General features: G+C 72.6%; 21 protein-coding genes and 1 pseudogene. 8 read left to right on the forward strand and 14 right to left on the reverse strand.

Annotated features, from left to right (window positions below):
- Window positions 1-58 precede the first annotated feature (58 nt).
- Window positions 59-1,045: a winged helix-turn-helix domain-containing protein gene (locus QQG74_RS29535; protein ID WP_341717910.1), complete on the forward strand. Its 987-nt coding sequence runs from the start codon at window positions 59-61 to the stop codon at window positions 1,043-1,045.
- A gap of 43 nt (window positions 1,046-1,088) precedes the next feature.
- Here QQG74_RS29535 and QQG74_RS29540 read toward each other — a convergent pair whose 3' ends face one another.
- Window positions 1,089-1,592: an Lrp/AsnC family transcriptional regulator gene (locus QQG74_RS29540; protein ID WP_341717911.1), complete on the reverse strand. Its 504-nt coding sequence runs from the start codon at window positions 1,590-1,592 to the stop codon at window positions 1,089-1,091.
- 137 nt (window positions 1,593-1,729) lie between these two features.
- Between QQG74_RS29540 and hppD the strand changes: the two genes are divergently transcribed.
- The 3 genes from hppD to hisC all read left to right on the forward strand — a co-directional run bounded on the left by hppD (window position 1,730) and on the right by hisC (window position 5,149).
- Window positions 1,730-2,935 carry a 4-hydroxyphenylpyruvate dioxygenase gene (gene hppD, locus QQG74_RS29545; protein ID WP_341717912.1) on the forward strand — a complete coding sequence of 402 codons (1,206 nt, stop codon included), beginning with the start codon at window positions 1,730-1,732 and terminating at the stop codon, window positions 2,933-2,935.
- Between the two features lie 202 nt (window positions 2,936-3,137).
- Entirely contained in the window at window positions 3,138-4,049 is a 912-nt protein-coding gene (locus QQG74_RS29550) for an RDD family protein (protein ID WP_341717913.1), read from the forward strand.
- Window positions 4,046-5,149, forward strand: a complete 1,104-nt coding sequence (gene hisC / locus QQG74_RS29555; RefSeq protein WP_341717914.1) for a histidinol-phosphate transaminase — start codon at window positions 4,046-4,048, stop codon at window positions 5,147-5,149. The genes QQG74_RS29550 and hisC overlap by 4 nt, the downstream gene beginning before the upstream one ends.
- Window positions 5,150-5,211: 62 nt before the next feature.
- Here the strand turns inward: hisC and QQG74_RS29560 are convergent, their stop codons facing one another.
- The 5 genes from QQG74_RS29560 to QQG74_RS29580 all read right to left on the reverse strand — a co-directional run bounded on the left by QQG74_RS29560 (window position 5,212) and on the right by QQG74_RS29580 (window position 9,641).
- On the reverse strand, window positions 5,212-6,462 hold the full coding sequence (locus QQG74_RS29560) for a PQQ-binding-like beta-propeller repeat protein (protein WP_341717915.1): 1,251 nt from the start codon (window positions 6,460-6,462) through the stop codon (window positions 5,212-5,214).
- 159 nt (window positions 6,463-6,621) lie between these two features.
- A complete protein-coding gene (locus tag QQG74_RS29565; protein WP_341717916.1) occupies window positions 6,622-7,086 on the reverse strand; it encodes an SRPBCC domain-containing protein in 465 nt (154 codons plus the stop codon).
- A gap of 88 nt (window positions 7,087-7,174) precedes the next feature.
- A complete protein-coding gene (locus QQG74_RS29570) occupies window positions 7,175-7,384 on the reverse strand; it encodes a DUF397 domain-containing protein (RefSeq protein ID WP_341717917.1) in 210 nt (69 codons plus the stop codon).
- Window positions 7,385-7,557: 173 nt separating this feature from the next.
- Entirely contained in the window at window positions 7,558-8,754 is a 1,197-nt protein-coding gene (fahA, locus tag QQG74_RS29575) for a fumarylacetoacetase (RefSeq protein ID WP_341717918.1), read from the reverse strand.
- Window positions 8,751-9,641 (reverse strand): hypothetical protein, encoded by an 891-nt coding sequence (locus tag QQG74_RS29580; protein WP_341717919.1) that lies wholly within the window; start codon window positions 9,639-9,641, stop codon window positions 8,751-8,753. The genes fahA and QQG74_RS29580 overlap by 4 nt, the downstream gene beginning before the upstream one ends.
- Window positions 9,642-9,725: 84 nt before the next feature.
- Here QQG74_RS29580 and QQG74_RS29585 point away from each other — a divergent pair, with 84 nt between their 5' ends.
- Complete coding sequence (locus QQG74_RS29585; RefSeq protein ID WP_341717920.1) at window positions 9,726-10,889, forward strand: cupin domain-containing protein; 1,164 nt, start codon at window positions 9,726-9,728, stop codon at window positions 10,887-10,889.
- Between the two features lie 1,103 nt (window positions 10,890-11,992).
- Here QQG74_RS29585 and QQG74_RS29590 read toward each other — a convergent pair.
- From QQG74_RS29590 to QQG74_RS29605, 4 genes and pseudogenes are all read right to left on the reverse strand, one after another.
- Window positions 11,993-12,619, reverse strand: a pseudogene (locus QQG74_RS29590) (tetratricopeptide repeat protein); the annotation flags it as partial.
- A gap of 9 nt (window positions 12,620-12,628) precedes the next feature.
- The gene (gene ispF, locus QQG74_RS29595) at window positions 12,629-13,111 is read right to left on the reverse strand and encodes a 2-C-methyl-D-erythritol 2,4-cyclodiphosphate synthase (protein WP_341717921.1); all 483 of its coding nucleotides are present in this window, start codon (window positions 13,109-13,111) and stop codon (window positions 12,629-12,631) included.
- 16 nt (window positions 13,112-13,127) lie between these two features.
- Window positions 13,128-13,823 (reverse strand): 2-C-methyl-D-erythritol 4-phosphate cytidylyltransferase, encoded by a 696-nt coding sequence (gene ispD / locus QQG74_RS29600; protein WP_341717922.1) that lies wholly within the window; start codon window positions 13,821-13,823, stop codon window positions 13,128-13,130.
- A 56-nt stretch (window positions 13,824-13,879) separates the two neighbouring features.
- Window positions 13,880-14,365: a CarD family transcriptional regulator gene (locus QQG74_RS29605; RefSeq protein ID WP_007073334.1), complete on the reverse strand. Its 486-nt coding sequence runs from the start codon at window positions 14,363-14,365 to the stop codon at window positions 13,880-13,882.
- Window positions 14,366-14,704: 339 nt separating this feature from the next.
- Here QQG74_RS29605 and QQG74_RS29610 point away from each other — a divergent pair, with 339 nt between their 5' ends.
- Window positions 14,705-15,385, forward strand: a complete 681-nt coding sequence (locus QQG74_RS29610) for a hypothetical protein (protein ID WP_341717923.1) — start codon at window positions 14,705-14,707, stop codon at window positions 15,383-15,385.
- A 6-nt stretch (window positions 15,386-15,391) separates the two neighbouring features.
- Here QQG74_RS29610 and QQG74_RS29615 read toward each other — a convergent pair whose 3' ends face one another.
- From QQG74_RS29615 to QQG74_RS29630, 4 genes are read right to left on the reverse strand one after another with little or no spacing between them, the layout of a single operon-like run.
- Window positions 15,392-16,018, reverse strand: a complete 627-nt coding sequence (locus QQG74_RS29615) for a hypothetical protein (protein ID WP_341717924.1) — start codon at window positions 16,016-16,018, stop codon at window positions 15,392-15,394.
- 27 nt (window positions 16,019-16,045) lie between these two features.
- Window positions 16,046-17,095, reverse strand: coding sequence for a 3-oxoacyl-[acyl-carrier-protein] synthase III C-terminal domain-containing protein (locus QQG74_RS29620; protein WP_341717925.1), 1,050 nt, complete (start codon window positions 17,093-17,095; stop codon window positions 16,046-16,048).
- A 34-nt stretch (window positions 17,096-17,129) separates the two neighbouring features.
- Window positions 17,130-18,320: an acyl-CoA dehydrogenase family protein gene (locus tag QQG74_RS29625; RefSeq protein ID WP_341717926.1), complete on the reverse strand. Its 1,191-nt coding sequence runs from the start codon at window positions 18,318-18,320 to the stop codon at window positions 17,130-17,132.
- 43 nt (window positions 18,321-18,363) lie between these two features.
- The gene (locus QQG74_RS29630; protein ID WP_341717927.1) at window positions 18,364-19,101 is read right to left on the reverse strand and encodes a methyltransferase domain-containing protein; all 738 of its coding nucleotides are present in this window, start codon (window positions 19,099-19,101) and stop codon (window positions 18,364-18,366) included.
- Between the two features lie 46 nt (window positions 19,102-19,147).
- Between QQG74_RS29630 and QQG74_RS29635 the strand changes: the two genes are divergently transcribed.
- Together QQG74_RS29635 and QQG74_RS29640 are read left to right on the forward strand one after the other, a co-directional pair.
- Entirely contained in the window at window positions 19,148-19,987 is an 840-nt protein-coding gene (locus tag QQG74_RS29635; protein WP_341717928.1) for a UbiA family prenyltransferase, read from the forward strand.
- Between the two features lie 139 nt (window positions 19,988-20,126).
- Window positions 20,127-20,855: a hypothetical protein gene (locus QQG74_RS29640; protein WP_341717929.1), complete on the forward strand. Its 729-nt coding sequence runs from the start codon at window positions 20,127-20,129 to the stop codon at window positions 20,853-20,855.
- Window positions 20,856-20,942: the final 87 nt, after the last annotated feature.

The following is a 20,942-nucleotide window of genomic DNA, read 5'->3' on the forward strand; positions in this document are numbered from 1 at the left end:
GCGTGCCGGTGCAGTCCGGACCGCACTATGCTTTCGCTGCTGAGCGAAAGGTCGAGTGATGCAGATCGAGGTCACCCCGGCCGACCTGGCGGCCAGCCGGTTCGCCATCTCGCCGCTGGGCGAGGCGGTCTGGGCGCTTCGGCTGCACACCGGGCAGCACGCCGTGCCCGGGCTGATGCCCTGGGTGGCGCGGACCCGACAAGCGTTCGACCGGTTGCGTCGGGAACTGCCGGCAGTGGGGGCGCTGATCGCGCTGCTACGCCGCGGCGGATACAACGCCGACTTCATCCAGCCACCGCCGGACGGCACCGGCCGGGATTTCGCCGACGAACTCGCGGTGGTCCGCGCCACTCCGCTTGCGCAGGCCCGCGACGAACTGGCCCGCAACCTCACGGGACTTCGAACCCCACCGGCGTACGCCCGCCAGATCTACGACGCCCCGGACGTGGTGGACCAGATCGCCGATGCCATCGAGGCGTCCTGGACACACCTGGTCGAACCGGACTGGCCCCGGTTGCGGGCGGTACTTGAGCGGGATCTGGTGCGCCGCGCCGGCCGGCTCCTCGCGTACGGCTGGGGGGCCGCCATCGCGGACCTGGACCCGCGACTGCGCTGGGTGTCCAGCGGCGGCCTCGGCGCGATCGAGGTGGCCGATCGGGATTCCCGCAGCTACTCGCTCGACGGCAGCGGCCTGCTGTTCATCCCCACCGTCTTCGGCATGATGATCAATTACGTCCAACCGCCCTGGCCGTACGCGATCGTCTACCCGGCCTCCGGGGTGGCCGAGCTGCTCGGCCCGCCGGATCCGGCCCGGCCCGACGACGCGCTGGACCGGCTGGTCGGGCGCTCCCGGGCGGCGGTGCTGCGGGCGCTCGCGCTGCCCGCCACCACCAGTCAGCTCGTCGCCCAACTCGGGCTGAGCCTGGGCGGTGTCGGCGACCACCTGTCGGTGCTGCGGGACGCGGGCCTGGTCAGCCGGGTCCGTTCCGGTCGGGCCGTGCACTACCGGCGTACCCCGCTGGGCGACGCCCTCGCCGCCGACTAGACGCCGCCGAAGTTAAAAGGGGGCCCTTCCTATACACCAGGCGTTAAGAAGGGGCCCTTCCTTCAACCAAGGCGGAGCGGAGGAGGGGGAGGACGCGGTAGGGGATCTGCTCGGCCAGGGCGATGATGGTGGAGGCGCGGCTGATTCCCTCGTACGCCACGATCTGGTCGATCACCCGTTGCAGGTCGGCGTTCGAGCGGGCCACGATCCGGCAGAGCAGGTCGCTGGAGCCGGTGATCGTGTGCGCCTCCAGCACCTCCGGGATTCCCGCCAGGTGACTGGTGACCGGATCGTGCCCATGCCGCTGGCTGATCTCCAGGGTGACGAAGCTGGTCACCGCGAAGCCGATCGCCCTCGGCGCGACCGTGGGCCCGAAACCGCCGATCACGCCCCGGTCGACCAGCTTGTCCAGCCGCGCCTGCACGGTGCCCCGGGCCACGCCGAGCCGGCGGGAACACTCCAGCACGCCGATCCGGGGTTCCTCGGTGAGCAGTTCGATCAGGGAGACGTCCAGCGCGTCTAGCTGTGCAGCTTGACCAGCGTTCATGGCACATGACCCTACTTCCTGCACAACCTGACCAGCTAGAAAGGTGACAGTTGCCTAGTGAACCGGCGCGCGGTGATAGTCCGGGGAAGAGCACAGCGTCGGCCCCCGAGGCCGGCCGGTACGCAAGGGAGACCACAATGACCCAGGCGATCGACCGACCCCAGTCGACCGAGGAGATCGACGTCGATGCCCTCGTCGGCGCCGTCGACCACGACATCGCCCGCGACCCGTTCCCGGTCAAGGGCCTCGACCACGTGCACTTCCTGGTAGGCAACGCCAAGCAGGCGGCGCACTACTACTCCACCGCGTTCGGCATGACCTGTGTGGCGTACCGGGGCCCGGAGCAGGGCTACCGCGACCACGCCCAGTACGTGCTGACAAGCGGCTCGGCCCGGTTCGTGCTGACCGGCGCGGTACGCCCCGACGCCGAGGGCACCGAGCACGTGGCGAAGCACAGCGACGGGGTCTCCGACATCGCGCTGGAGGTGCCGGACGTGGACGCCGCGTACGCGCACGCCACCGCGCAGGGTGCGACCGGCCTGGTGGAGCCGCACGACGTCAGCGACGAGCACGGCACCGTCCGGATGGCGGCCATCGCCGCGTACGGCGACACCCGGCACACCCTGGTCGACCGGTCCCGCTACACCGGCCCGTTCCTGCCCGGCTTCGTCGCGCGCGGGCCGATCGTGGACCGGCAGCCGATGATCGACGCCGGCATCCAGCCGAAGCGCTTCTTCCAGGCGGTCGACCACGTCGTCGGCAACGTGGAACTGGGCCGGATGGACGAGTGGGTCGAGTTCTACAAGCGGGTCATGGGCTTCACCAACATGGCGGAGTTCGTCGGCGACGACATCGCCACCGACTACTCGGCGCTGATGAGCAAGGTCGTCGCGAACGGCACCCGCAAGGTGAAGTTCCCGCTCAACGAGCCGGCGATCGCCCGCAAGAAGTCGCAGATCGACGAGTATCTGGAGTTCTACCAGGGCCCGGGCGCCCAGCACATCGCGGTCGCCACAAACGACATCCTGGCCAGCGTGGACGCGATGCGGGCCGCCGGTGTCGACTTCCTGGACACCCCGGACTCGTACTACGACGACCCGGAGCTGCGCGCCCGCATCGGCGAGGTACGCGTACCGATCGAGGAGCTGAAGGCCCGCAAGATCCTGGTCGACCGGGACGAGGACGGCTACCTGTTGCAGATCTTCACCAAGCCGGTGCAGGACCGCCCGACCGTCTTCTTCGAGCTGATCGAGCGGCACGGCTCGCTCGGTTTCGGCAAGGGCAACTTCAAGGCCCTCTTCGAGGCGATCGAGCGGGAGCAGGAGAAGCGCGGCAACCTGTAAAACTGTCCAGCGTGACCCATTCGCTGTCGTACCCGACGCCGCCGGTCGGTGGGCCGCCGCCCGCCACCGGCGGCGCCGGGTTGCGCATCGGTCCGCAGGCTGCGACAGCACCGTACGCCCTGGCTGCGGTGCCGCCAGGTCGAGTTCCCCGGAACGGTCGTCGTTAAGGTGTCGAGGTGAGCGAGCACAGCGAGGCACCGACGTGAGCGTGGCACCCGGTTGGTATGTCGATCCCGCCGACCCGCAGACCCGGAGGTACTGGGACGGCGAGGGTTGGATCGGCGCACCCATTCCGGTCGATGCCACCCCGCCCGCAGGCCCACCCGAGCCCGAACCCGAACCCGAACCGGAGCCGGCGACACCGGCGACCGAGCCCACCGGCCCGCCGGCCGAACGGCACCCCGGGGCGACTCCGTCGTCCGGTCCGCCCGCTGGCTGGCCGCAGGGCGTACCACCCGGTCAGCCGACCGGTGCCCCGGGAGCCCCGCCGAGCTGGGTGCACCCGCCGACCTGGCCCGGGCAACCGCCGGAGATCCGGCCGCACGGGCTGCCGCTGGCCTCGTTCGGTGCCCGGCTGACCGCCCGGCTGATCGACTTCGGCATCGTCTTCGCGCTCAACGCGCTGGTGAACGGCTGGTTCTTCTGGCGCTACCTCGCGGAGCTCTCCCCCGTCGTCGACGAGTTCTGGCGGCGGGTACAGGCCCAGGACCGGACGACCGAGCCGTTTCCGGCCGCAGGTGAGCAGGCCGGCTCGCTGCTCGTGGTGATCCTGCTGATCGCCACCTCGCTCTGGCTGGCGTACGAGGTGCCGGCGATGGCGGCCAACGGACAGACCTTCGGCAAGCGGGTGGCCGGCATCAAGGTGCTGCCCGTGGAGGCGGACGCGCCGCTCGGCTTCGGCCGGGCGCTGCGCCGGTGGAACACTCTCGGCCTGCCCACCCTGCTCTGGTACTGCTGTGGCCTCGGCCTGCTGCTCCAGCTGATCGACGCGCTCTCCCCCCTCTTCGACCACCCGCTGCGGCAGGCGCTGCACGACAAGCGTGCGCAGACCGTGGTGGTGAAGGTTCCCCGCACCCCCGCCGACCGCGCCAATCCCCCGGGAGACACCCCATGACCGACACCGGACGCCACCGGACAACCCCGCGGCTGACCCGCGCCGACCTGGATGCGCTGCCCAACTACGTACCCGGCCGCAGTCCCGCCGACCTGGCCCGCGAGCTGGGCCTGCCCGAGGCGATCAAGCTGGCCAGCAACGAGGTCCCGTACGGCCCACTGCCCGGCGTGGTCGAGGCGGTCGCCGAGGCCGTCGCCGGGGTGCATCGCTACCCGGACATGGGCGTGGTGGCGCTCCGCCAGGCGCTGGCCGAGCGGTACGAGGTGGACCCGGACCGGATCGCCACCGGCTGCGGCTCGGTGGCGTTGGCCGAGCACCTGGTCCGGGCGACCTGCCTGCCCGGCGACGAGTTGCTCTACTCGTGGCGCTCGTTCGAGGCGTACCCGATCATCGCGGCGACCAGCGGCGCGACCAGCGTGCGGGTGCCCAACGACGCCGGGCACGGGCACGACCTGGCGGCGATGGCGGCGGCCGTGACCGACCGGACCCGGATGATCCTGGTCTGCAACCCCAACAACCCGACCGGCACCGCGGTACGCCGGGCCGAGCTGGACCGCTTCCTCGACGCGGTACCGGACGACGTGCTCGTGGTCATCGACGAGGCGTACCGGGAGTTCGTCACCGACCCCGAGGTGCCCGACGGGCTCGGCTACGCCGACCGGCCCAACGTGGCGGTGCTGCGTACCCTCTCCAAGGCTTGGGGCCTGGCCGGCCTGCGGATCGGCTTCCTGGTCGCCCAGCCGGAGGTGGCCGCCGCGGTCCGCAAGGTCGTCACCCCCTTCTCCACCAGCCTGGCCGCGCAGGCGGGGGCGCTGGCCGCCCTCGACCAGGCCGACGAGGTGCGGCGGCGCTGCGACCTGGTGGTGGCCGAGCGGGACCGGATCACCGAGGCGCTGCGGAAGCTGGTGCCGGACGTGCCGACCAGCCAGGCCAACTTTGTCTGGCTGCCGCTCGGCGACCGGGCGGTGGAGTTCGGCAAGGCGTGCGAGTCGCGCGGGGTGATCGTCCGGCCGTTCGCTGGCGACGGGGTCCGGGTCACCATCGGCACCCCGGCCGAGAACGACACCTTCCTCGCGGCAGCCGAGTCGGCCCTGGCCTGACTGGGCGGTGACCCGTCCGTTCCGGCGGGCGGGCACCGGCCCACGTCCCGACCGGCGCGCGATCAGGTCGCGGCGATGATCAGTGGCTCGGAGGTGAAGTAGTAGCGCTGCTCGTCCCCGTCGGGGTCGACGGGACGACGCAGCCGCTCCACGACCACGTACCCGTCGGCCGCGTACGCCAGGCCCGGGGTCCATCCCGTGCCGTCGGAGCCGACGTTGAGCACGAACCGGGACAGCTGCCCGCCGGTCGACGGATCCACCGTGACCAGTTCGTTCTCCTCGGTCAGCAGGTGCACCCGCCCGGTCTGCACGGCGACCAGCCGGCCCAGCCCCACGGCGACCCGCCAGCGCTCGACGCCATCCGGGACCGCGCGGCCGACCAGCTCTCCGTCCGCCAAGGTCACCGCCATCCGGCCGACCAGTTCGGTACCGGTCGCGGCCAGTGCCGGCACCAGGACCGGGTCACCGGTGCCGAGCAGCCAACTTCGGGCGGTCGCGTCCCCCGGTCCGGCGGTCCGCAGCGCGGCACAGCCGGCACCGTCCGAGGTGCAGCCGAAGAGCGTGGCGGTGAGGTCGGCACCGGCGTCCGGCGGACGCCAGCGGCCGGTCACCTCACCGGTCGCCAGGTCGCGGAATTCCACCGTCGGCGGCCCGGCGCAGTCGTCGACGGTCAACAACTGGCCGCTGGTGCTGGGGCCGACCGGTTCCCGACAGCCCGCATCCACCTCGGCCCGCCACAGCGGCGTGCCACCGGCCAGGTCGACCGCCGCGACCTGGCCCGCCCCGGAACTCACCAGCACGTCGCGGCCGTCGCCGCTGCGGCCCAGCGAGAATCCGCGCGGCTGCCAGACGGTGGTCGTACCGGTGCGCCGGCCCGACCGCTCCTGGTCCGGTTCCGGCCCGTCGGCCCGCCACGCGACCTGCCCGGTACGCGCATCGAGCGCCACCAGCCGCCCGTCCGACCATCGACTCACCACGGTCGTCCCGCTGGCCACCACCGCGTCAAGCGTCGCCGGCCAACGCCGATACGACCAGTACGGGGTGCGTCGGTGCCGTTCGTCGGCCGGCTGGTCGGCGTAGACCTGTCGCTGTGCGGCGTACACCCGCAGCCGACCGTCGACGATCAGCGGCGTGACCGGCAGCCGGCCCACCACGCCGGCCTCGGGGGTGGGCAGCGTCGGGTAGGCGGCCCGGGCGGTGGTGACCACCTCGGCCGGGGCCAGCACGCGGTACGCGATGATCGCGGTCGCCGCGGCGACGCCCACCGCCACCACCGCCGCCACGATCCGACGCCCGCCCGTCGCCAACCTCATGCCGCACCTCCCCGCCCGGCACCCTACCCAGCGGCCGACACCGGCCGGGGACGAGCCTGCGCCCCGGGCCGACACCGGCCCGGGGGGCGGGACTGCGCAGGCGGGCCGATCAGGCGGGCTGCTCAGGCGGTCCGGAGCGGGACTGCTCAGGCGGGCTGCTCAGGCGGCTCGGTGGCGATCGGCGGCGGCGGCCAGGGCGGCGATGTCCTGCCGCAACACCTTCTCGGCGGCACCTGCGGCCAGGCCGCCGAGCAGCAACGCGACCGCCCGACCGGCCGGCGCGGCGGGCCGGGCCTGCACCGTCACGGTCACCGCCGCGTACCGGCGGCGACGGCGGCGTACGTCCCGCAGCGTCCAGGTGATCCGGTAGTCGACGCCGTCGCCGGGCGAGCCGAGCACCAGCCGCCTGGGTGGCTCGGCCGCCAACACGACGAACTCCTCGGCCAGCGGGCTGCCGTCCGGGCGGATTCGCGTCTCGCGCCAGGCGGTGCCCGGCCCGAACCGCCCGGGTGTCAGCACCTCGACCGGCACGTCGGGCGGGAAGCGCCGGGGCAGGTCGGTGAGCAGGCGCCACAGGTCGGCCGTGGGCGCCGGGACCAATCTGTTGACCGCAACCGTCGACATGCCACCTCCCGTGACGTCGACGGTACGCCCGGTCAATGCGGTCCGGGGTCCCCGGGACAGATATTCCACCCCCGGAGACCCCTGTCCCTCAGCGGGTGAAACGGCCCGTCCGGATCGCGTCGACGAACGCGCTCCAGCCGGGCGGGCTGACCGTCAGCACCGGGCCGCTCTGGTCCTTGGAGTCGCGGATGCCCACCACGCCGTGAGCTCGGGCCAGGTTGTCGGCCACCTCCACGCAGAGACCCTGGTCATTGGAGCGACTGCTGGTACGCCAGACCGCGCCCACGAAATCGTGCATCGTGTCATCTCCCTCGGCTTCGACATGTCGCCAGACCGGGACCGGGCCGACCGAGACGGGGGGCGCGGTCGGCCCGGCGCGGCGTGGCGACGGAATTCCGAGGCGATCAACGAGGTTGGTGACGGAGTGTCATCGCACAGCCGGTGCGATAGCGGCCACCTGTCGGAAAGGGGTCAGCGGGCCGGCTGTACCGTGCCCGTCACCTCGCCCAACGCGATGACGCTGCCGTCCGGCCCGGGGGCGGTGGCGGTGATCGTCACAGTGTCACCGTCGGCGAGGAAGGTGCGTTCCGCTCCGGCCACCGTGACCGGCTCGGCGCCACCCCAGGTGAGTTCCAGGAACGAGCCGACCTGGTCGCGCCGGGGGCCGGAAACCGTGCCGGAGGCGTACAGGTCGCCGGTGCGCAGCGAGGCACCGTTGACGGTCAGGTGGGCCAGTTGCTGGGCCGGCGTCCAGTACATCCCGGCGAACGGGGGCTCGCTGACCGGCTCGCCGTTCCAGCTCACCGTCAGCCGCAGGTCCAGCCCGAGGTGGGGTTCGTCGCGCAGGTACTCGGCCACCGGCGGGTCCTGCTCGGGCGCGGGCACGAAGGCGTGCCGGAGCGCGTCCAGCGGGGTCACCCAGGCGGCCACCGAGGTGGCGAACGACTTGCCCAGGAAGGGCCCGAGGGGTTGGTACTCCCAGGCCTGAATGTCCCGGGCCGACCAGTCGTTCACCAGCACCACGCCGAAGACGTGGTCGGTGAAGTCGGCAGCGGCGACCCGACGGCCGAGCGGGCTCGGTACGCCGACCACGAAGCCGACCTCGGCCTCGATGTCGAGCCGCGCCGAAGGACCGAAGGTCGGCCCCTCGCGGCCGGGTCGCTGCCCCTGCGGGCGGACCACCGGGGTGCCGGAGACCACCACCGTGCCGGCCCGGCCGTGGTAGCCGATCGGCAGGTGCTTCCAGTTGGGCAGCAGCGGCGGCTGGCCGGGCCGGAAGATCTGCCCCACGTTCGAGGCGTGCTGTTCCGAGGAGTAGAAGTCGACGTAGTCGGCGACCTCGAAGGGCAACTCCATCCGCACCTCGGTCAACGGCACCAGCAGCGGTTCCACCGCCGCCCGGTGGGCCGGGTCGGTGAGCAGCTCGGTGATCCGCTGTCGCACCGCCGTCCACTGCGGTCGTCCCAGTGCCAGGAACGCGTTGAGCGTCGGTCGGCCAAACGCTCCGCCCGCCAGCACCAGGTCGGCCGCCTCCGCACCGGCCAGGTCGAACACCAGATCCCCGATGCGTACGCCGATCCGTGGCTCGGCGGAGCCGGTGCGGAACACCCCGTACGGCAGGTGCTGCACGCCGTAACCCGAACCCTGCACACCCGTCACCCAGCTCATGCTCTGTCGCTCCCGTTCGTGAGGTGGTCGTCGTCGGAGTTCACCAGGCCCAGCCGGATCAGGTCGGCCAGGGGTTCCGCGATGCTGCACGAGCCGAAGCCCACCCAGAGCGGGCGTGCCGCGTGCCGACGACCATCGGTCCACTGGACCAACGGTCGTTCGTCGCGGACGGTGAGCAACTCGGCGATGGTGTCCACTCCGGCCCCCTCGGCGGCGGCCAACGTCGCGGCGAGCACGTTGCCGAAGCCGTGGTGGGTGAAGCCCGTCTCCGGGTCGACGTGCCGCACCGCGTGGTGCAGTCCGGCGGTCAGCTTGAACGGCACCTCCCGGTCCCGGCACGCCCTGATCACCGCGGCCAGCTCGGCCGGGCTGGGAAAGAGCTCGGCGGCCAGCCCACCGGTGCGGAACTTGGCGGCGATCGGCAGCCCTCGGCTCCGCGCCTCGGCGAGGGCGTCCAGCGCGCCCGTCAGCCCGAAGGTGAGCGGGATCTCCGCATACACCGGCACGGTCTCCAGCCGCTGGGTGAGCTTGACCAGCTCGGTCAGGCCCGGCTGGGGGTCCTCGCCCCGCTTGGCCACCGGTGCCTCGATCTGCCGGACGCTCACCCCGAGTGGAGGCAGGAAGGAGAGCGCGAAGGGCAGCTGGTCGAGACCCGTGTCGCCGATCAGCCCGATGGCGAGGCCCTCAGCGGGGTCGATCAGGCCGTCCAGTTCGCCTGCGGTGACCGCCGTGGCGGGCAGCAGCAGTGGGCCGACGAGGTCGGCGTACCAGGCCGCCCGGTGTTGCCGGTGGGCGATCACGGCGGCGGGCACCGAGGCGCTGCCCGGCGGGAAGACGGCGGCGTCGTCGACCAGACCGGCGACGAGTGCGGGCAGCTGCGTTGACACGAGACAAGAATGTACGGGACGCTGTGATAAGCGGACAACAGCGTCCGATAATCGGACGCCACAGGCTCGGTGACCGGAGGCGACATGCCGTACTACCGCAGCGTCGGCGAGGTGCCACGCAAGCGCCACACCCAGTTCCGGCAGCCCGACGGCAGCCTCTACACCGAGGAGTTGATGGGCCAGGAGGGCTTCTCCTCCGACTCGTCGCTGCTGTACCACCGGTACGCCCCGACGGCCATCGTCGCCGCCGAGGAGTTCACCCCGCCCGCCGTCACCCGGGTGCCCAACCTGCCGCTCAAGCCCCGACACCTGCGTACCCACAAGCTCGACGGCACCGGCGCCGACCCGATCCTCGGTCGGCGGTACCTGCTCGCCAACGACGACGTACGAATCGCGTACGTGCAGGCCGACCGGCCCTCCCCGCTGTTCCGGGACGCCACCGGCGACCAGTGTCTCTACGTCGAGGCCGGCACGCTGCGGGTCGAGTCGTCCTTCGGCGTGCTTGACGCGGTGGCCGGCGACTACGTGATCATTCCCACCTCGACGGTGCACCGCCTGGTGCCCACCGGCGACTCGCCGACCCGACTGCTCGCCATCGAGGCTTCCGGGCACATCGGCCCGCCCAAGCGCTACCTCTCGGTACGCGGCCAGTTCCTGGAGCACTCGCCGTACTGCGAGCGCGATGTCCGGGGACCGGACACCCCGCTGCTTGTCGACGGCACCGACGTCGAGGTGCTGGTCCGCCACCGACGAGGCTGGACCCGCCACGTCTACGCCAACCACCCGTTCGACGTGGTCGGCTGGGACGGCCACCTCTACCCCTGGGCCTTCTCCATCCACGACTTCGAGCCGATCACCGGCCGGATCCACCAGCCGCCACCGGTGCACCAGACGTTCCAGGGTCCGAACTTCGTGATCTGCTCGTTCGTGCCCCGCAAGGTCGACTACCACCCGGACGCCATCCCGGTGCCCTACCACCACCACAACGTCGACTCCGACGAGATGCTCTTCTACACCGGCGGCAACTACGAGGCCCGGCGAGGCTCCGGCATCGAGCAGGGTTCCATCTCGCTGCACCCGTCCGGTTTCACGCACGGCCCGCAGCCCGGCGCGGCGGAACGCTCCATCGGCGTGGACTTCTTCGACGAACTGGCGGTCATGGTCGACACCTTCCGCCCGCTCGACCTATGCGACGCCGCCCCCGACTGCGAGGACCCCGCCTACGCCTGGACCTGGGCCCGCCGGTGAAAGGAAGGGCCCCCTATTAACGCCTGCGGTAGAGGAAGGGCCCCCTTTTAACACCGCGCCGAGCACACACACCGCCCGAGCGCGCACACCGCCCGAGCACACACACCGCCCGAGCACACACGCAGCCGAGGGCGCAGGCGGCCCGAGCGGGCACGCCAGGGCGGGCACGCCAGGCAGGCGCCCGGGGCGGACTCGGTCGGGGCTCAGGCCACTGGACGGGAGATGATCGCGAGCTGAGCGGCGACGCCGACTCCGATTGCCAGGATCAGCGGCCACGGCGTGCCGAAGAGGGCGTAGAACAGGATCAGCGCGGGTGCCGCACAGGCGGCGTAGACGGCCAGGGCGAGCGTGCGGTCGGTACGCCGCAGCACCGGCAGGACCGTCCGGGTCAGGCCGGGCAGCCGCGACGCCTGCCGCCAGACCACGATCCCGCCGCCAAGGGCAGCCAGCAGGGCGATGAAGCGGGAGAACCCGGGTCCGGTGGCGGCCGTGCAGGCCACCAGGACCGCCGACACCACCGACCAGCCGGTACCCCAGACCACCAGCTGCCGCAGTGCGGCCGGTACGGCCCGATCCGTCACCGGCCCCATGCCGGGGTGCCCGGGCTCGAACGGCCCAGCACCGGTCCCACCGGCCCCATACGGCCCACCACCGGTCCCACCACCCGCCCCATACGGCCCACCACCGGTCCCACCCGTGCCGTACGGCCCAGCGCCGGTCCCACCCGCTCCGTACGGCCCAGCGCCGGTCCCGCCGACGCCGTACGGACCGGCCGCACTTGAAGAATCCCGATCCGCGCTCCGCTCGGGTCCGGTCCGACCCTCGTCGACCGGGCGGTCTCCGGCCGGCCAGGCCGGCGGCTCCGAACCAGCACCCCCCGGCCCGGACACACCGTCCCGGGGCACACCCGACCCCGACCCGTCATCCCGGGACACACTCGGCCCGGGTACGCCGCCTTGCGAGGAGCCGGGCCATGGCGAATCCGGTCGGGGTTCGTCGAGCGGGCGTCTGTCGTCCTCCGGTCGGCTCGGGTCCTCCGGGCGACCCGGTTCGTTCCGCGTCGTGTCGCGACTGCTCGGGTCGGCCGACGGCATGCTCGTCACCGCCGCTTCCGCCAGTTGCTCCAGCGTCGCGCTCCACCGGCGTTGCTCCAGTCGCAGCACCCCGACGTCGTCGGTCGCCTCGGCCAGGCGCGGATCCAACCGCAGCGCCTCCCGGTAGGCCCGTTCAGCCAGGTCGAACATCCGCATGTTGGCCGCGACCAGACCGAGCACCAGGTGCGCCTGCGGCTCTTCGGGGGCCAACTCCACCCCGTGCCAGGCCGCGTTCAGCGCCGGCTGCCCGTTGCGCGAGCCGGCCAGGATCGCCGCCGCGCTGCGCTGGGCGTACGCGTCCTGCGGCCCCAACGCCAGAATCTCGTCGGCGGTGCGGGCGGCCTCGGCGTACCGTTCCAGGTCGCCCAGGGCCAGGCCACGGACGACGAGCGGGGGTACCCGGCCCGGCCCGGCGGCGACGGCGGACTCGGCTACGGCCAGCGCTTCGGCGGGCCGGCCGGCGGCCAGGTGTACCCGGGCCAGCATGATCAGCGTGTCGACGGCGGCCGGGTCGAGGGCGAGGGCGAAGCCGAGTTCGGTTGCCGCCTCGTCGTAGCGACCCAGCTCGGCGAGGAGCGTGGCGCGCTGGAGGTAGCCGTCGGCGGCGGACGGGTCAGCGGGAACGTCGGCGGGCATCGCGCGAGCCTAGGCGCTCGGCTGCTCGTACACCAGCGCCACCGCGATCCCGGCGAGCCCCTCACCCCGACCGGTGAAGCCCAGGCCGTCGGTGGTGGCGGCGGATACGGTGACCGGCGCGCCGACCGCGGCGGAGAGCACCCGCTGGGCCTCCTCGCGTCGTGGGCCGATCTTGGGCCGTACGCCGACGACCTGCACCGACACGTTGCCGATGGCGAAACCGGCGGCGCGCACCCGGCGCGCGGACTCGGTCAGCAGCGCCTGACCGCTCGCCCCGGACCACTCGGGTTTGTCGACCCCGAAGTTGGCGCCGAGGTCACCGAGACCGGCGGCGGAGAGCAGCGCGTTGCAGGCGGCATGGGCGGCCACGTCGGCGTCGGAGTGCCCGGCCAGACCGTCCTGGCCCGGCCAGTGCAGCCCGGCCACCCAGCACGGCCGCCCGGTCTCGAAGGCGTGCACGTCGGTGCCGATGGCCACCCGAGGAACGATCATGAACCGAGGGTACGCGTCATCGGCCGGTCGCCAGCAAGTGCTCGGCCAGGGCCAGGTCGAAGGGCCGGGTGATCTTCAAGGCGTGGTCCGAGCCGGGTACGCAGAACACCGGTACGCCCTGCTTCTCCACCAACCCGGCGTCGTCGGTGAGCGCGGAGCCGGCGGCGGCGTGCGCAGCGGCGAGCACCGATCGGCGGAAGCCCTGCGGGGTCTGTACGGCTCGCAGGGCGGAGCGGTCGACCGTGCCGAGCACCGTCCCGCCCGCGTCGACTTCCTTGATCGTGTCCACCACCGGCAGGACGGGGATGACCGCGTCGTGACCCGCCCGGACCGCGGCGGCCACCGACTCCACGAGCTCCGGTGGGGTGAGCGCGCGGGCCGCGTCGTGCACCAGCACGATGTCGGGTCCCGCCGGCACGGTGGCGAGCGCCGCAGCGACCGAGTCCTGCCGGTCCGCCCCACCGGGCACCACGGTGACCGGGGCGATCGGGGCAAGCAGGTGATGCACGGCGGAAACCTCCCCGACCGGTGCGGCCACCACGATGGTGTGCACCGACTCGGCGGCGGCCAGCCGGCGGACCGCGTGCACCAGGAGCGGTTCTCCGGCCAGCAGACGGAGGGCCTTCGGCCGGCCCGGACCGAGGCGTACCCCGGCGCCGGCCGCAGGCACGAGGACCGCGACGTCACCGCGCGGATTGAGCTGCGCGGTCACGTCGCGGTCCTCGATGGTTTCTTCGCTACGAATTGGGTACGACGATGCTCTGCGAACTAGGCCTCGGTGAGCACCTTGTCGAGCAGCGTCTCCGCCTCGTCCTTGGTGCTCTTCTCCGCAAGCGCGACCTCGCCGACGAGAATGTCGCGGGCCTTGGCGAGCATGCGCTTCTCGCCCGCGGAAAGCCCCCGCTCCCGCTCCCGGCGCCACAGGTCGCGGACGACCTCGGCCACCTTCAGCGGGTTACCGGAGGCCAGCTTCTCCAGATTCGCCTTGTAACGCCGCGACCAGTTGGTCGGCTCCTCGGTGTGCGGAGCCCGGAGAACGTCGAAGACCTTGCCCAGGCCCTCTTCACCAACCACCTCGCGCACACCCACGATCTCGGCGTTCTCGGCTGGTACCCGGACCGTCAGGTCACCCTGCGCGACCCTCAGGACGAGGTACTGCTTGGGCTCGCCCTTAATGACCCGAGTCTCGATTGCCTCGATGAGTGCGGCCCCGTGGTGGGGGTAAACAACGGTCTCGCCGACACTGAAAACCATAGGTTCGAAACCCCTTTCGCTGTGTCTAGGGTAACACGCTCAGGCACCGATGTCTCATCACTGTCCTGACCGTTGGCGCAGCTCAGGGGCCCTGTGAGAGGTATTTCTTCGGCTTGACAGCCAGCCAAGTCGATGATTCGAACACTCTCCGTAACCTCGGGATGACCCGCTGGTGCGGTCCACGGAGAAGCCGAGATCAGCTGGGCGATCAGGGGCCACGCACCCACTCCATGGTATCTCGCCGTACCCGAGTGTGGGCAGCGGTAGCGGTACCGGGCGAGGTGCGGGACGCTGGAGGGTGCGGGGCTGTCCGCGCCCGCGAGGTTCCAGGGGGTCGTGATGGGCAAGGCTGACGCCGACGGTCCCGGGCTGCCGGACCTGCCTCCCGAGTGGGGCCGGGTGGTCGTACCGGACGACGCCTCCGCGCTGGCCGACGAGGCCGAGTTGATCCGTCGCGAGTTGCGCCGCGCCGCCGCCGGGCGATCCCGCCGCTGGCGACCGCCCGGCGTACCCGTGCTCGTGTTGCTGATCGCGGTGGTCACCACCGTCGCCGGTCTACTCACCGTCAGCTGGCCCCGGTCCAGCCGATCCCCGGGACCGGTCGTCGCCGACAGCCCGGAACCGACCCCCGCACAGTTGACCGGTCGTGCGCTACCCGCCCTCGACCTGGTCGACGCCGGGCAGTCCCCGGTGCCGCTACGCGGCCTGCTGCCGGCGGTGGTGCTGCTGGTGGAGGGCTGCCCCTGCCCGGACCTGGTCACCGAGACCGCGCTGGCCGCGCCCGAGGGGGTGAACGTGGTCACCGTCGGCGCCGGCAGCCCGCGCGCGGCACCCGCCGGGGTCCCGGTCCGCGCCCTGGCCGACCCGGCCGGCGGCCTACGCGACTTCCTGCACGCACCGGCCCACCCGGGCAGCGTCACCGCCCTGCTCGCCGATCGCACCGGCCGGGTCGTCCTGGTGGTACCCGAGGTCGGCTCGGTCTCCGACTACCACGCCGAGCTGATCCGGTTGGCCGGTTGAGGGCGCTCACCAGCGCGTCAGCCGGGCCACCAGCTCCACCGGGGCCGCCCCGGCGGGCGAAAAGGACACCCCGGCCGTCCCGCCGGTTCCGGTGATCTCCACCGTCGCCACCGCCCCGTCGCAGCCGATGGTCATCGGGTCCGCCGCCCGGGCACCGGCGGCCATCACCAGCAACTCGCCCGGCCCGGTGCAGCTGAAACGCAGCAGCCGTGACTCACCGCGCGCGAGCGGTGCCTGCCGGAGGAGCGCTTCCCCCGGGCGCAGCGTCGCACGCTCGACCCACACCACGTTCCTGTCGCTGGCGCCGCGCCCACCCGGATAGCCGTAGCCCGGGTCGACGGGTATGCGCCCGGTGTCCCGGTCCAACCGCAGCTCCGAACCCGCCCCTTCGGCCTGCCAGCCGGCGTCTCCCGACGGGTCCACCGCGACCACGGCACCCGTGGCCGGGTCCACCCGCCACACCCCGGTGAGCCGCGACGATCCGTCCGCCCCGATCGCGGTCACCGCCCACCGCCCCGGCGGCGGCTCGGTGGGCGACGCCGCCCGCCACCACCAGCCCGCGAGGAGCAGTACCGCCGCGCCGACGGCGGCGAGCAGAACGCCCCGCAACCGATCCGAGTCATCGACGTCCATAAAATTAAGCGTATAGCGGTCGGCCGGTCATGGCTGACGTTCCAGCAGCGCAGCGTAGAGGGTCAGCCCTGGTCCGAAGGCCAGCATCACCACCCGTCGGGCCGACGGCGCGGCCCGGATCAGCCGGTCGAGGATCAACAGCACCGTCGGAGATGAGCAGTTCCCGTGCTCGTCCAGGGTCTGCCTCGACGCGGCCAGCGCCGTCGGCGCCAGGTTCAACTCGCGTTCCACCACGTTGAGAATGCGCGGACCACCGGGATGCACGGCCCAGCCGTCCACCCCGGACACCTCGGAGCCGTGCCGGGCCAGCAGGTCGTGCACCAGCCCCTGAACGTGGGCCGACAACACCTGCGGCACCTTCGGCGACAGTCCCATCCGGAATCCGGTGTCGGTCACGTCCCAGGTCATGTGATCGGCGGTGGAGGTGTCGGTCACCGAGGTGACCTCCCGCAGCGCGTACCCCGGACCGCCCGGAACCACCACGGCGGCGACCGCGGCGTCCGAGAAGAGCGCGTGGGAGACGATCTGCTGGGTGTCCACCCGCGCCGAGGACGGCTGGAGATGCAGGCTGGTCAACTCCGCGCAGAGCAGCAACGCCGGGCGCCCCCGCGCCGTGACGAAGTCACCGACCGCGCCCAACCCCGGCAGGGCCGCGTAGCAGCCCATGTGGCCGACGAACATCCGCTGGGTCGACGGGGCCATGCCCAGGTCCCGGGCGAGCAGGATGTCCAGCCCGGGGGTGGCGTAACCGGTGCAGGAACAGACGACGAAGAGCCCGATGTCACCGGCGGCCAGACCGGCTGCGGTCAGCGCCCGACCCACGGCCTCCTTGCCCAACGGCAACGCCTCGACCTGGTAACGGCGCATCCGCCGTTCGGTCGGCCAGTCGGAGACATCTTCGAGCAACGGGTTGACCGCCGACTGTCGCCGACTCACCCCGGAGTGCGCGAAAATCCGCTGGGCGAGGCTCCGGGTGGCGCCGGAGTAGTGCCGGGAGAAGAACTTCTCCCACAGTTCCTGCTGGTCGGCGGCGGGCGGTAGCGCCGCGCCCACGCCCGCGATCACCGGTATGGACACGGTCCCACCTTCCTCTCGCTCGGACTCCTCACGCTCACCAACGAGGGGCTGATCCGTCGCGGTCCGGGTCGCCACCGAGCGCGGCGATCCCGAGCCAGTCGGCGCAGACGTCGGAGGTGGCCGGATGCAGCGATCCGCACCGGGCGTCCCGGTAGAGACGCTCCAGCGGGTGACCACGCCGAGTCGCGGAGGTGCCGGCCGCCTCCAGCATGGACGCGGCCACCTCCGCGGCGGTCGTGCCGGCCAGCAGCTTGGCCCGCCACACCCACCGGTTGGTCTCCGGGTCACCCGGGGCCTCGTCCACCCGGCGAGCCGCCTCGGCCACCGTCAACTGCGCCGCCGCCACCGCGGCGTCGGCCCGGCCGAGCCGGGCACGGACCGCCGGTAGCTCGGCGAGGTTGCGCGCGTTGAGGTGCTCCGCCGCCGCGTCGATCGAGGCTCGGGCCACCCCCACGTAGACCGCGGCGTAGCTGGCCACCAGCCAGTGCGGCATCAGCTGGGCCACCACCAGAGCCAGCCCCTCCACCCCACCGAGCAGCCGGTCGGCCGGCACCGTGACGTCCAGGTGCAGGTCGTGCGAGGCGGTGGCGCGCATGCCGAGCGAATCCCAGGTCGGCTCGACGGTGAGGCCGTCGCCCGCCGGGACCAGAAACTGCGAGACCACCGACGGGTCGTCCGCGCTACGGGCGGCCACCAGGTATCCGTCCGCGTGGCCGGCACCGGAGCAGAAGGTCTTGCTGCCCTTGATCCGCCAGCCGCCCTCGACCGGCTGGTACACCGTGGCGAGCTGAGAGAGCCGGGCGCCGGCACCGCGCTCACTCATCGCGACGGCGTACCAGGCCCCCTCGGCCGCCGCGCGCAGCAGCCGGTCGCGGGCGGCCAGCGCCTCATCCGGTACGCCGAGCGCCTCGGCCAGTTCCTCGGTGACCGCGCCGAGCGCGCCGGTGACCGAGGCGTGCATGTTGAACACCAGCGCGGTCGCGCCGTTGCCCCGGGCCAGCTCGGTGGCGACGGCCGCGTACTCGGCGAACGTGGCGCCGGCACCGCCCAACTCGGCGGGCACCATCAGCCCGAACAGTCCGGCGGCGCGCAGGTCGGCGAAATCGTCGACCGGGAACGAGCCGTCCCGGTCGTGCTCAGTGGCCCGGGCCGCCAGCCGGGGCGCCAATCTGCGGGCGGCCTCCGGCGTCGGCCGGTGCACGATCCGCTCGTCCTGCTCGCTCATCCGAACCCCCTCGTCGCCCTCTCCATACCCCCGCCGGGATCCGCTATCCGCCGCGTACCCCCCGGCCCTGGTAGAGCACGGCGGTCGACCAGGTGGGCACGATGCGCGGCGTCCCGCCACCGGGCGTCCGTGCGCCGCCGACCCGGCGGAGCAGCCAGCGCAGCAGCCCCGGTACGCCGGGTCGCACACCGCGCACCCGCAGGTCCACCCCGTGCCGGGCGCACTCGACCACCAACTCCCGGTCGTCCACGAAGAACCGTGGATCATGGATGCCCCGCGGCACGGTGGGTAGCCGCTCGGCGATCTCGACCGCGATCAGCCGGCTCAGTGCGGTGTCGTTGAGGGTGTCCACCACCAACAGTCCACCAGGGCGCAGCAACCGGCACGCCTCGGCCACTGCGGCACGCCAGTCCGGGACGTGTTCCAGCAGCTCACCGGCGGCCACCACGTCGGCGCAGGCGTCGGCAAGCGGCACCGCGGTAGCGTCGCCGTTGACCACCGTGACGCCGTGCTCGGCGGCCTGGGCCAGCGCCGACCTGGTCAGGTCCACGCCCACATGCCGGTAGCCCTTGCCGGCCAGGTGCGGGGCGAGCAGTCCGGCGCCACAACCGAGGTCGACCAGGAGCGCGTCGGGCCGCGTCGCCGGCGGCACCATCGCCGCCCGCGCCTCGGCCAACCAGTGCAGCATGGCGAAGGCACCGTCCGGCCGCCACCATTCGCCGGCCAGTTCGTCGTACTGGCGCGGATCGTTGCGAGACAGACGGAGACCGGCATCACGCATGGCTCCGAGCGTGGCACGACTCCCCGGTAACGACCAGACTTCCGTTATGTCGTCGACGGTGTTAGGGCTGGTCAGGGCAAGCCATCCGGAGCCGACCGCGGCCGTCACCGTGGTCGCCGCCCTGCTCGCGGCCGGAGTCGGGCACTCGAACGGCGGCCTCGCCGTGGTGGCGCTCACCGTGGCGGCCAGCCAGTTCGCGGTCGGCTGGACAAATGATCTGCTCGACGCCGACCGGGACGCCATGGTGGGGCGTACCGACAAGCCGGTGGCCGCCGGCGCGGTCGGCCGGCGCACCGTGGCGGTGGCGGCGGTACTTGCCGCCGCGGCCACCGTGACCCTGGCGCTGACCACGAATCCGGTCGCGGCGCTCTGGGCCGTTACCGGCCTGCTCTCGGCTCTGCTCTACGACTGGCCGCTCAAGTCGACACCGATCTCGGTGCTGCCGTACGCGATCTCCTTCGGTGCGCTGCCCGCCTTCGTGGTGTCGGCGCTGCCCGGCGCACCGCCGCCACCGGCGTGGCTGGTCGCCGCCGCCGCCCTGCTGGGCGCGGGCGCGCACTTCGCAAACGTCCTGCCCGATCTCGCCGACGACGCGCGGACCGGCGTGCACGGGCTGCCACATCGACTGGGCCCGACCGGCAGCCGGCTCGCCGCGACCGGGCTGCTGATCGCGGCGACGGTCACGCTGGTGCTCGGGCCACCGGGCCCGCCGTCAGGCGTCGGGCTCGCGGTGGCCGGGACCGCCGTCGTGATCTTGGCGCTGGCCTGGCGGTCCGGCCGGCGAGCCGACCGGGCCGGCAGCCGACCGGTGACCGCGTTCCGGGCGGCGATGCTGGTGGCCATGATCGATGTCGTCCTGCTGGTGGCGAGCGGTCGACTGGTCTGAGGCTAACCCCGTCAGGTAGCTGCGCAGGGTCGGCGTGCGGGCCACGATCAGCGCCAACTACCCTGGAGCCCGGTCTGCGCGGGTATGGCCAGCGGGTCCGGCGGCGTAGCCGGGCGTGATCGTGACGAGGAGGACCGACGTGACGCGCTCGATCAGGGGTTCCCGGCGGGCTGCCGTGCTGCTGCCCGGGATCGCGACGGCAGCCGCGCTGTTGCTGCTGTCCGGGTGCGGCGCCGGCCAGATCTCCGAGACGGCGAACAAGGTGCCGTCCGCCCAGGGCATCGACCTCCAGGCCGACGCGGGCGCGTACGGCGTGCGGGGTGTGCTGGTCTCCTACCCCGGCGTCGAGGGTTACCGGGCCGGCGACAACGCGGTGCTCAACGCCCTCTTCTACAACGACACCCAGAACCCGGTCACGGTCACCGTCAGCTCGACGGACGCCCGCGAGGTGGTGATCACCACGGTGAGCGCCGCGAACAGCCCGTCGCCCACCGCATCCCCGACGCCTACCGATTCGCCGTCGCCCGAGGGCACGCCCGGGGCGGGCGAGTCGCCCTCGCCCGAGGGCTCGCCGTCACCGACGGAGTCGCCCGAGACCACCCCGACCGAAGCCGCCGCCGAGCCGGCCCGGATCGAGATCCCGCCGCTGAGCTACGTGCAGCTGAACGCCGAGGGTGAGCGGGTGCTCCAGCTCGTCGGGCTGAACTCGGCCCTGCTGCCGGGGCAGAACGTCACGCTGGCCTTCGACTTCGGCGGTGGCGACACGATCACCACTCCGGCACCGATCGCCGTGCCGCTCTCCCCGGCCCCGCCACCGTCGCCGATCATCGAGCGACACACGGAGTACGAGGGTGAAGGCGGCCACTGAGCCAGCTCTCCCGCAGTCTTTCGGCGGCGCCGCCGGCGTGGTGAACCAGGCCGGCGGCGCCGTCGTCGTACCCGGGGGTTAGCGTCC

The sequence above is a fragment of the Micromonospora sp. FIMYZ51 genome (assembly GCF_038246755.1).
GTDB lineage: Bacteria > Actinomycetota > Actinomycetes > Mycobacteriales > Micromonosporaceae > Micromonospora.

What these genes read in the sequence shown, in the direction of transcription:
- QQG74_RS29565 (WP_341717916.1), bottom strand. Translation starts at nt 7,086, where the DNA reads ATGTCGACGGTTGCGGTCAACAGATTGGTCCCGGCGCCCACGGCCGAC.
- QQG74_RS29585 (WP_341717920.1), top strand. Translation starts at nt 9,726, where the DNA reads ATGCCGTACTACCGCAGCGTCGGCGAGGTGCCACGCAAGCGCCACACC.
- QQG74_RS29610 (WP_341717923.1), top strand. Translation starts at nt 14,705, where the DNA reads ATGGGCAAGGCTGACGCCGACGGTCCCGGGCTGCCGGACCTGCCTCCC.
- QQG74_RS29625 (WP_341717926.1), bottom strand. Translation starts at nt 18,320, where the DNA reads ATGAGCGAGCAGGACGAGCGGATCGTGCACCGGCCGACGCCGGAGGCC.
- hisC (WP_341717914.1), top strand. Translation starts at nt 4,046, where the DNA reads ATGACCGACACCGGACGCCACCGGACAACCCCGCGGCTGACCCGCGCC.
- QQG74_RS29570 (WP_341717917.1), bottom strand. Translation starts at nt 7,384, where the DNA reads ATGCACGATTTCGTGGGCGCGGTCTGGCGTACCAGCAGTCGCTCCAAT.
- QQG74_RS29630 (WP_341717927.1), bottom strand. Translation starts at nt 19,101, where the DNA reads ATGCGTGATGCCGGTCTCCGTCTGTCTCGCAACGATCCGCGCCAGTAC.
- QQG74_RS29560 (WP_341717915.1), bottom strand. Translation starts at nt 6,462, where the DNA reads ATGAGGTTGGCGACGGGCGGGCGTCGGATCGTGGCGGCGGTGGTGGCG.
- QQG74_RS29540 (WP_341717911.1), bottom strand. Translation starts at nt 1,592, where the DNA reads ATGAACGCTGGTCAAGCTGCACAGCTAGACGCGCTGGACGTCTCCCTG.
- QQG74_RS29605 (WP_007073334.1), bottom strand. Translation starts at nt 14,365, where the DNA reads ATGGTTTTCAGTGTCGGCGAGACCGTTGTTTACCCCCACCACGGGGCC.
- QQG74_RS29535 (WP_341717910.1), top strand. Translation starts at nt 59, where the DNA reads ATGCAGATCGAGGTCACCCCGGCCGACCTGGCGGCCAGCCGGTTCGCC.
- hppD (WP_341717912.1), top strand. Translation starts at nt 1,730, where the DNA reads ATGACCCAGGCGATCGACCGACCCCAGTCGACCGAGGAGATCGACGTC.
- QQG74_RS29635 (WP_341717928.1), top strand. Translation starts at nt 19,148, where the DNA reads ATGTCGTCGACGGTGTTAGGGCTGGTCAGGGCAAGCCATCCGGAGCCG.
- fahA (WP_341717918.1), bottom strand. Translation starts at nt 8,754, where the DNA reads ATGAGCTGGGTGACGGGTGTGCAGGGTTCGGGTTACGGCGTGCAGCAC.
- ispF (WP_341717921.1), bottom strand. Translation starts at nt 13,111, where the DNA reads ATGATCGTTCCTCGGGTGGCCATCGGCACCGACGTGCACGCCTTCGAG.
- QQG74_RS29615 (WP_341717924.1), bottom strand. Translation starts at nt 16,018, where the DNA reads ATGGACGTCGATGACTCGGATCGGTTGCGGGGCGTTCTGCTCGCCGCC.